Annotated in this window: 1 protein-coding gene; it reads right to left on the reverse strand. The window is 45.8% G+C overall.

Annotated elements, in window-relative coordinates; genetic code table 11:
• Positions 1–129: 129 nt before the first annotated feature.
• Entirely contained in the window at positions 130–627 is a 498-nt protein-coding gene (locus EFB11_RS16635; RefSeq protein WP_122791484.1) for a replication/maintenance protein RepL, read from the reverse strand.
• Positions 628–1,365: the final 738 nt, after the last annotated feature.

Raw genomic sequence — 1,365 nt, forward strand, 5'->3', positions numbered from 1 at the left:
TCTGAAATTTTTTTGATAGTGCCAATAGCGTATTGCCCTGTCCGGTGGTTCATCAGATAATCTAGAACTTTTAAGCGTTCGTCAAGGCAAGAAACCATGTCCCAGAAATGTTCATTGATCCACATGGTTTCAGTTTTCGTCCATTGCATCTCTATCATCTGGTCTTTCATGTTTTTGCTCCTCCTCTCGCTTAATCTTTTCGTACTCGATAACAAGACGTTGTTTCTTGCTATCATCACCTTTCATCAGCAGATTGGGCTTGACCTTATACACCCCATTTTGCTGTTTGACAATCATATCTACATCCTGCATTTTCTTGAAAATAGCAGATACTGTACCAAGAGAGACGCCAGTTTCTTCAACGGTTTTTCTGATAGTGCCTATGTACAAGTTATTTGCAGGGTCAGTATTATCCAGAACATAGAAGACAACATCAAGTTGCTTGCTGTTGTTAATCAGACCAAGGGTATAAAGCAAATCTCCCAACCATACACGCCAAAAATGCTTGCCGCCATAGGTTTTTTTATAAACCTCGGTTTGAGTCCCTTCATTGCCGTCCTCGTCTATATATCGCTTTGTTCTGGATATATAGGCGATATTAGTATTGGGGTCATATTGCTTGTCCATCCTTTTCTCACCTTCTCGATTGTAATAATTAGATTATAATATATTTTTCGCAATTGTCAATATTTTGTTATAATCGAAATGTGTGTTTTGTGATAAGATCTTATAACATCCGCTATAAAGTATTATAACAAGCAAGGTTCCCAAAAAAAGCGTAGAATCAGGGGATTTTTGAGGTTTTAACCCTTATTCTTCCCTAAAAAAGACTGTATTAAGGGGTTTTCTGAGACTCTAATTTTGAATCCCTCTTTTCTATATCCGTAAGGATATGCCCTTACGGATATATGAGGGCGTTCCCCCCCTCATACTCCCCCCCTTACCTTCACCGTAAGTCTGTGCTTCCTACTGCCGCTCTGGCTTGCCGTCCATCAAGGGACGGGGTAGTATTTTCGCCGGGCGAAAATCTCCACCCCCGGCCCTGATCAGGGCCGCCCTTGACGGACGCCATGCTGCCCCGTCCTGCGGCTACGCCGCCAACGGGAAGCTGATGTTCACATCAGCCCCCCGCCGTCGTCTTGCCATTGTACGGGCAGCATCGCCGCCGCTGGATAGTGCCAACCCATAGCTTTGCAGGGCGTTCCCCCCTGCACCCCCCACCGCTCCAAAAAGCTGATGGGGGCTCAGTCAAGGGATAGCTGCTCAAGATCAGGCAGAGCAACCCCTGTCTTTCTGGCAGTTTTGCGGGCCTCGCGGCTAGCCCACTCAGCCACAAGCTCACTAATACTCCGCTGATTCTGGGCA

Origin of the sequence: Intestinibacillus sp. Marseille-P6563 (assembly GCF_900604335.1) — a bacterium.
Classification (GTDB): Bacteria; Bacillota; Clostridia; order Oscillospirales; family Butyricicoccaceae; genus Butyricicoccus_B.

Bases quoted from the DNA above. Each gene is read 5' to 3' on its own strand.
- EFB11_RS16635 (WP_122791484.1), bottom strand. From the start codon at position 627: ATGGACAAGCAATATGACCCCAATACTAATATCGCCTATATATCCAGA.